This is a genomic window from Spirosoma spitsbergense DSM 19989 (genome assembly GCF_000374085.1).
Taxonomy (GTDB): Bacteria; Bacteroidota; Bacteroidia; order Cytophagales; family Spirosomataceae; genus Spirosoma; species Spirosoma spitsbergense.
Window position 1 is genome coordinate 1 of record NZ_KB893458.1, and the last position, 8,378, is coordinate 8,378.

An 8,378-nucleotide genomic window follows, 5' to 3' on the forward strand; every position below is an offset into this window, starting at 1 on the left:
TGAAGACAAAGCCTTGCTGCATCGCTTCAGGTAGCAACTGGGGTTGCTTCTGGAGCCATCCTTGGATTTGTTGGCGGGCAAAAGCGATTTCTTTCATGAAGCGGGGATAGTCTTTTTGAGCGATAGGAATGAAGATAGTGGCGAAGTTTATTTTATCTTTGGAAGCTGCCATGCTACTGGAGGTGTTTGGGTGCAACCACATCAACAGCAGTAATGGCAGCTTTTGTTTAGCGATCATTGCAAACTGTTACAATTAGAAATTGGTAAACATGGCGTTGATATTTTCTTTCTGTTCCCCGTTCTCTTCGTCTTCGGCTCCGCCCATTGACGTGTACACAAATTTAGGGACGGTAAACCCCTCGGTTCGCTGGTTCAACAGGTTAAAAAGGTATTTATCATTGTACTGTAGGGCGGGACTAGCGGCAACATAGGAGCGGAAAACGTTGTCCTGCTTGGCCATATTTTGCAGCATTGCATATAAACAAAAGTAGCCGCCGAACGAATGGCCCATTAAAACCCGCGTGTCAGGTTTAGCCCGGTACGTGCTATCAATGTAGGGAATTAACTCGCTTTGTATAAACTGCTGAAATTTGTCTCCACCCCCACTTTTCTTTATTTCATAGACGGGTAACGCCTTTGGATACAAGTAGTCACGAGTGCGTAATTCCTCCATCTGTTCAAAGTTCTTGTAGCCGATACCCACCAAAATAACAGGAGCCATAATGCCCATTTCGTTGTACTTGTCCACCATTGCCGCCACGATGTCAAAATAGATATTAGCATCAAGCAGATAAATCGTCGTGTATCTGCGGGCGGGTTCTTTATCGTAGCCTTGGGGCTTTTTGATAAATAGCGAGTAAGTATCTTTGACCGAGTTAGAGTGAAACCGTATCATGCTGTACGACTCCGGGGTAATTGTCGCTATTTTCTGCGCAATTGCGGGCGAGAGACACATGGCAAGTAGTAGGGTCGCAACGATTGAATTCTGAATCTTCTTCATAGATAGTAAAAGGTTTCCAATAGGAGTACTAAACGAGGTCAGGCCGTTGTAAGTGAGAGTGCTTTTTTGCTGGGGAGCGTTGCTCGGCGGATTAGTGCAAAACTAAGAAGTCGGCCGCTAGTCAGATAGATCCAGTTTCTTGCCTAATTCCCTTTACATAATTGCAGTTACAAAACCACTCCGGATAAAGTACAAGTCATTTACGAAACCTTCACTTGTACTTTAGCTAGTTTGGCTTCCAAACGACGGCGCTTATTGTTCGATATACCCGTCCCTTTGCCTAGCCTGCTGACTCATAAATCCGCTGGATAATTTCCTGTAGGATAGCCCCCTGCTCAGCGGTGCAGACGTTGGACGGTTTTCCGGCGCAGGCAGCCAGAAAAGCGGCCGTATTTTTTAGTTGAATATCGACTTCCTCCAGATACGGAAACTGCACATCGGCCAGTTCGCCCGCCAGTTCGGTGTGGAGCGAAAACGGAAAGAGTTTTACGCCCCCTTTGCTGCCAAACAGTTCCAGATTCCGGTCTTTATCGACCTGCGTGTTCAGCGCAAACGAGGCCGATAGCATAATGGACGCTTTGCCGGGAAACGACAGGTACGCCATTGCCGCATCCTCCACCTCGAACGTAGCCGGATTCCAGTCGCCCATTAACCCTTTGCCACCCGCTTTGCCAATAAAATCGTAGGTATTACCCAGCACCGAATCAGGTACCTGATAATCGAGGGCACAGAGGGCGAGGTCAAGCACATGAACGCCGAGGTCCATCAGCGCACCACCACCCTGCATGGCTTTATTGGTAAAGTAACCCCAGCCGGGAATACCCCGCCGACGCAGGAAATGGGCTTTGATGTGGTACATATCACCGAGTAGTCCATCGGTTTTGCAACGGGTGAATAACTGCCATTCGGGCGTTTGCCGAAGCTGGAAATTGTAGGCCAGTATCCGCCCTTTCTGGGCGGCCAGGTCGGCCATTTCGCGGGCGTTTTGGGCGTTCAGCGCGGGGGGCTTTTCGCAGAAAACGTGGCAGCCATGTTCCAGGGCTTCCATCGTCTGCGGATAATGCAGGTTGTTGGGCGTACAGATGACGACCACATCGGGCGCACATTGCTGGTAGAGTTGGGTCGTGCTGTCGAATGCGTGGGCAATACCGTGGGCATCGGCCAGGGTGCGGGCTTTACCGAGGTCGCGGCTACAAACCGCTACGACTTCAACTTGCTCCGGCAATTGTTTCAGCGCGGGAATATGATTCTTGTCGGCAATGTTACCGCCCCCGATAATGGCTGCTTTTAGTACGGTCATGCCGCAAAGAAAGTGAAAAAGTGTTCTGACTGTATATGAATCGCTAACGCAAAAGCGCCTGAATGCATCGAGCCAGCCACTTTCAGGGTGACTGGCTCGATACGGTATTACTTAAGTAAGTTCAATCCCGCCGTTTTGGGTATGCGCCGGGTTGCGGGTGCGGTTAATTCTTGCCGCCACTCACCGACGAAGCAGGTTTGCCATCGGCGGCTTTTTTAGCGGATTTGGCGAAATCACCGGCTTTGATGATCGAGATTTTTGAGGGGTCGATGTGTTTTTTCATGGCGGCATTGACCTGTTCAGGGGTCAGGCTCTCCATCTTTTTCTCGAAATCGGCATCCCAGTTCATCGTACGGTTCAGGTACAGGTTATTGTTGAGCGTACCCGACAGCGAGGGGTCCTGCGCCCGCGACACCATCCGCGACTGTAACAGACCCGAACGGGCTGCCTGAATCTCTTCTGCCGTGAAGCCATCTTTTACAACCCGGTCCATTTCTTCCCGGAAGGCTTTTTCCAGCCGCTCGGCATTGTCGGGGTTGTAAATGGCGTAGGTCATGAACATACCCGTTTTGTCGAGCGGGTTGGCCGATAGCTGCGAACCGACGCCGTAGCTGATACCTTCCTTCTGACGAATACGCGTGGCCAGCCGCGAGTTCAGGAAGCCACCCCCCAGCATGTAGTTACCCAATACCAGTGCCGGGTAATCGGGGTCGTCGTCGCGCAGAGGGATGTTTACACCCGCCAGCATGAGGGCGTTGGCTTTGTCGGGCGTTTCGATGGACTGTGGACTTGGCTTCACGTCGTTATAGACCGATACCAGGCGGCTGAATGGCTTCTTCGCTTTCCAGGTACCAAACTCGCTCGTTACGGCCTTCTTTACAGCGGCCTCATCGAAGTCACCCACGGCGGCAAACGTAGCACTCTGTGCGCCATAGAAGTCCTTGTAAAACTGCTTGAGGTCGTCCAGTTTGGTGGCGTTGATGGCGGCTACCTGCTCATCGGGCGTTTGGGTGTACCGGACATCGTCTTTCGGGTACGGGTTCATGGTCCGCTGGAAAGTCATGCTGGCTATAGCCTGCGGCTCCGACCGCTGCGACTCGATTTGCGCCAGTTGCTCCTGCTTCAGTTTGTCGAACTCGTTGGCATCGAACGCGGGGTTCTTCAGCATGTCGCTCACGATTTTAACAACGGCGGGCAGGTTCTCCTTCGTTGTTTTGATGACAGCATTTACCTGATTGCCTCCGCCAAACATATTGACCTGCGCCTTGAGTTTGTCGAACTCATCTTTCAACTGTTGCCGGGTGCGGGTAGTGGTGCCTTTATCGAGCATACTGGCCGTCAGGTCGGCAATGGTACCTTTATTCTTCAGGCTGTTCACATCGCCATAGCGCAGGGTCATCCGGGCGTTCACTTCGTTGCCACGGGTTGTTTTGGGCAACAGGGCCAGTTCAATGGTGTTAGGCTGTTCCGTGCGGTGGGTGCGGCTGTCGATGTTGGCAGGAGAGGGGTCGAATGCTTCGCCCTGCGCCACTAACGCCCGGCCTTTGTAGTCTTTCACCATCGCGGCAATATCGGGCGGATTTGGGACGTCGACGCGGTCGGGCGTGGGGTCTGGCTCAAAAATACCGACGGTACGGTTCGAGGGTTTGAAGTAGTAGGCGGCCACACGCTTCACATCGGCAGACGATACCTTTTCGAGGGCGTCGCGGTAGAGGAAACCCAGCCGCCAGTCGCCGGTGGCAATGTATTCACTCAGGGCCAGGCCTACGCGCTCGGCGTTTTTGAAACTCAGTTCTACGTCTTTGAGCAGTGTGGCTTTAGCCCGGTCTATTTCTTCCTTCGTGGGCGGCACAACGGCTATCGAATCCAGGGTATTGAGCAGGGCGGTTTTGGCCACGTCCGTCGATTTCTCCTTGAGTAATTCGGTAGCGAAATACACGTAACCGGGGTCTTTGGTCGTGAACGAGTACCCGTATTCCTGGGCGGCCTTCTTGGTTTCGATCAGGGCCTTATACAGCCGTCCGCTGGGTTCGTTGGTCAGGGCTTCGGTGATTACATCCATCGTCGGGTAATCGGGGTGCGAACCGGGCATGATGTGGTACAGGGCCGATATTACTTTGGTATCGCCCACCCGACGCAGCGTAACGTTACGCTCACCATCCTGCGTTGGTTCGATGCTGTACGTTGGCTGTAACACCCGCGTTGGGCGGGGGATAGACCCAAAATACTGGTCGACCAGTTTCAGCGTTTTGCCCTCGTCAATCTTTCCGGCCACCACCAGCACGGAATTGTCGGGCTGGTAAAATTTCTTATAAAACGCCTGGAGGTTGGCAATAGGGACTTTCTCGATGTCGGAGCGGTTACCAATGGTCGAGTTGCCGTAGTTGTGCCAGACGTAAGCCGCACTGACAACGCGCTGATTCAGCACCCGGCCGGGGTTGTTTTCACCACTCTCGAACTCGTTTCGCACCACCGAAAATTCACTTTGCAGGTCTTCATTTTTGATGAACGAGTTCACCATCCGGTCGCTCTCCAGGTCGAGGGCCCAGTTCAGGTTCTCGTCGGTAGCGGCAAACGTTTCGAAGTAGTTGGTGCGGTCGAGCCAGGTTGTACCGTTGGGCCGGGCACCGTGGGTGGTCAGTTCCTGCGGAATGTTGGGGTGTTTGGTCGAACCTTTAAACACCATATGCTCCAGCAGGTGCGCCATACCCGTTTCGCCCAGTCCTTCGTGCCGGGAGCCGACCAGATACGTCATATTGACGGTAATGGTAGGCTTCGATGGGTCGGGAAAGAGGAGTACTTTCAGGCCGTTCTTCAGCGTGTATTCCGTAATGCCTTCGACTGATGCGCCTTTGGTAATACCTTCCGGTACTGCAACGGCGGCTGGCTTGTCCTGAGCAGGGGCAAGGCCCATTGTACCGGCCAGCAAAGCAACGGCCAATGTACCGATTCGCACAGAGTTGTTTCGAATAAACATATAGTTAGTTGGGAAGTCTAAAAACTAAGCGTGTAGGTAGAGATAAAAGGTCAGTTTATCAACCGATTTTACAGCGGGTTAATAAAAATCAGGATAAGCGGTCGGATTTGTCAGAATACCAGATTGTCGATCAGTCTTACCTTTCCCAGATGGGCGGCCAGACAAATAGCCGTCTGGCCCGGAGCCAGCATTTCGTCGGCCAGTTGCAGCGTATCCGCATTGACTACTTCCACATATTCCAGCGTAAAGGCCGGACTGTTTGCGAAGAGGGTTTGTACGGCGTTTTTAGCCTGCACGGTACTATGTCCTCCGGCCAGCATCTGGTGGGACTGCGTTAGTGCCCTGAACAGCAGGGGGGCCTGTTCTCGCTCGGTGGCGGTCAGATTACGGTTGCGCGACGACAAGGCCAGCCCGTCGGCTTCCCGTATGGTAGGGCACCGAATCAGTTCGACCGGAAAGCTCAGCTCTTTGGTGAGTCGCCGGATTACGGCTACCTGTTGCAGGTCTTTCTGCCCAAAATAGGCCCGGTCGGGCTGAACAATGTTAAACAGCTTGGCTACCACAATCCCCACGCCGTTGAAATGCCCCGGCCGGAAGGCGCCCTCCATCGTGGTTTCCAACGCACCAAAATTCAGGCGGAGCAGGGGAGAGTCAGCGTACATTTCAGGTACGGACGGAACAAAAACCAGGTCGCAGCCCGCCCCTTCGAGGAGTTTATAATCGGTCTCCAGCGTACGCGGGTAACGGGCGAGGTCGTCGGCGTTGTTGAATTGAACGGGATTGACAAAGATGCTGCTCACGACAACCTCGTTTTCCTGACGGGCGGCTTCGAGGAGGGTGGCGTGCCCTTCGTGCAATGCGCCCATAGTAGGCACTAAACCAATGGATTGGGCAGAGCGGATACTTTTTAGCTGCTGACGCAATCCCGCAATGGTATCAAATTGAAGCATACTCGGACGGTAAAAATGAACGGGTGCCATTCGGGAAAATGAGTAACCGGTTTATACCCGCTGCTTTTCTCCTTTATGCCCCCTGATTACTTTTTTTGCACAAATCTTATTGAAATACGGGAAAAATTTGTATAATTTTGCAAGTTTTTTGGTTCACTAACGCCAACACACGCTTCCCATTTATGAGCAAATTACGCATTCTCTACGTCGCCAGCGAAATCAATCCTTTCCTGAAAACGTCCGATGTCGCTGACTTCGTCCGCAAATTACCGCAGGCTATGCAGGAGCGGGGGATGGAAATAAGAATCCTGGTACCCCGCTTTGGGTTAATCAACGAGCGTAAGAACCGATTGCATGAAGTGGTTCGGTTATCAGGCATCAACATTGCAGTGGGTGATGACGAAAAGCCGTTAATCATCAAAGTAGCGTCTATTCCAACGGCCAAACTACAGGTGTACTTTATCGACAATGAAGATTATTTTCAGCGTAAATACGTTTTTCACGACAAAGAAAACCGGTTCTACGCCGATAACGACGAACGGGCTATCTTCTTCTGCAAGGGCGTTCTGGAAACGGTGAAGAAACTTGGCTGGGCACCCGACATCGTTCACTGCAACGACTGGATGACGGCCCTGATTCCGCTTTACCTCAAAACGACCTACAAAAACGACCCGATGTTTAAAGATACCAAGTCGGTCTTTACGGTCTACAACAATTCCTTCGAGCACCGTTTTGAAGGGGATATCATCGAGAAAGCCCGCATGATGGATATCGACGATGAGATGCTGTCGGAGCTTAAAACGGCTGACTTTGAAGGGTTTATTCGAATTGGTTCTACGTATGCCGATGCGGTGGTACGGGCCGAGGAAGAAACAAGCGAGAGCCTGAACGCTATCCTGACCGATTTCACCGAGCATAAATTCGAAACCGTGGAGGACGAAGACGTAACGGACCGCTACTTTAACCTGTACACGCAGCTATTGGGATAAACGCTACGTGTTTTTCGGGAAATGGCTGCGTGCCTGGCTTACGTTTCCTGTCTGTTTGCGGAATAAAGCAGGATACCCGCTCTGATGAATCACTTCATCGGAGCGGGTATCCTGCTTTACCCCTAGTTGAACTGAATAGGGGGGGCGCACGTCAATAGCATCAGACTACCCTATACCGGAGCCATCCATTGCGTTGCTCACTTACTGCATGTGAACGCGGAACTGCCACACCTGCTTATCCAACTCATAACTCAAGTCCTGGAACTTGTTAGACGTTACATCATCCCCGTTTTTGGCGGTGCTGTCAATCCGCTGGCGTACCCGCCTGGCAATCGTAAAGATACGCTCGGTCATAATCTCCAGCACCTGCCGGTCGGATAACGGTCCACCCGGGAACTTGGGCAGATTAGCCGACTGTACAATTGTTTCGGTCCGGCCATCGGTCGACATACCAATCGACAACTGACGCTCGGCGAGTATGTCTGCATACGTACGGTACTGATCGGCGTACTTTTGCAACTGCTCATGCAGGGGCAGGTAAAGCGGGCCCCGCAAATTCCAGTGCGATTGTTTGGCGTCATGAAACAACTCTAGCAGTTCAACCACTGTAGCCTGTAAATCGGCGTTGATAGCCTGCCGTTTGCTTTCTTCCAGCGGAATCCACTGGTCAGCCTGCGGATAACGGTAGTTGCCTAATTCAGACCCGGATGCTGCACCTGTCTGAGGCATCGTCGTGGCATTCGAATTGGGTTGATTCGTACTACCGGCACGGCGGTTTTGCGCCAGGGCAGGTAGGGTTGTTAAAGCCAGGATAAATACGCCACTGACTGCGCACATTTTCAACATTCTAAATTGAGTTTTCATAAAAATTGAGTTTGAAAAAATAAAGAAACTAGACTTGGTTACTGATGTTACGCAGCCTTGGCCAATAGAGTAGATTGACTTTTGAGGCTGTTGAGTTCCTGCAAAGCCAACTTAGTTGCATTTAGCGTCAGCAATTTCTTTAAAGCAAAATGATTTTTTGATGTGGACAGCCGTAAGGCTTCCCACTTAACAAAGGCCAGCATCACCAAAAACAAATGGTTGCTTTGACTACGAACCGTGTGCGCCGGGGATGCCCCGTAGCCCGTGTTCGACTTGATGGATTTGTGAAATTCCTCGA

At 51.8% G+C, this 8,378-nt stretch carries 7 protein-coding genes and 1 pseudogene; 1 reads left to right on the forward strand and 7 read right to left on the reverse strand.

The annotated features are described in order from the left end of the window. From B157_RS34815 to panC, 5 genes are all read right to left on the reverse strand, one after another. On the reverse strand, window positions 1-238 hold a 238-nt coding region (locus B157_RS34815; protein WP_041951995.1), incomplete at its 3' end, for a hypothetical protein. A 15-nt stretch (window positions 239-253) separates the two neighbouring features. After that, window positions 254-1,000 (reverse strand): alpha/beta hydrolase, encoded by a 747-nt coding sequence (locus B157_RS0109050; RefSeq protein WP_084761785.1) that lies wholly within the window; start codon window positions 998-1,000, stop codon window positions 254-256. A 280-nt stretch (window positions 1,001-1,280) separates the two neighbouring features. Then, window positions 1,281-2,300: a Gfo/Idh/MocA family protein gene (locus tag B157_RS0109055; protein WP_020603027.1), complete on the reverse strand. Its 1,020-nt coding sequence runs from the start codon at window positions 2,298-2,300 to the stop codon at window positions 1,281-1,283. 163 nt (window positions 2,301-2,463) lie between these two features. Beyond that, window positions 2,464-5,277, reverse strand: a complete 2,814-nt coding sequence (locus tag B157_RS0109060; protein ID WP_020603028.1) for a M16 family metallopeptidase — start codon at window positions 5,275-5,277, stop codon at window positions 2,464-2,466. 110 nt (window positions 5,278-5,387) lie between these two features. Further along, complete coding sequence (panC, locus tag B157_RS0109065; protein WP_026308596.1) at window positions 5,388-6,227, reverse strand: pantoate--beta-alanine ligase; 840 nt, start codon at window positions 6,225-6,227, stop codon at window positions 5,388-5,390. 182 nt (window positions 6,228-6,409) lie between these two features. Between panC and B157_RS0109070 the strand changes: the two genes are divergently transcribed. Next, window positions 6,410-7,216, forward strand: a complete 807-nt coding sequence (locus B157_RS0109070) for a glycogen/starch synthase (RefSeq protein ID WP_020603030.1) — start codon at window positions 6,410-6,412, stop codon at window positions 7,214-7,216. Window positions 7,217-7,417: 201 nt separating this feature from the next. Here B157_RS0109070 and B157_RS34820 read toward each other — a convergent pair whose 3' ends face one another. After that, on the reverse strand, window positions 7,418-8,080 hold the full coding sequence (locus B157_RS34820) for a Dps family protein (RefSeq protein ID WP_026308597.1): 663 nt from the start codon (window positions 8,078-8,080) through the stop codon (window positions 7,418-7,420). Window positions 8,081-8,127: 47 nt separating this feature from the next. Beyond that, window positions 8,128-8,378 (reverse strand): annotated as a pseudogene (locus tag B157_RS38925) (IS701 family transposase); the annotation flags it as partial.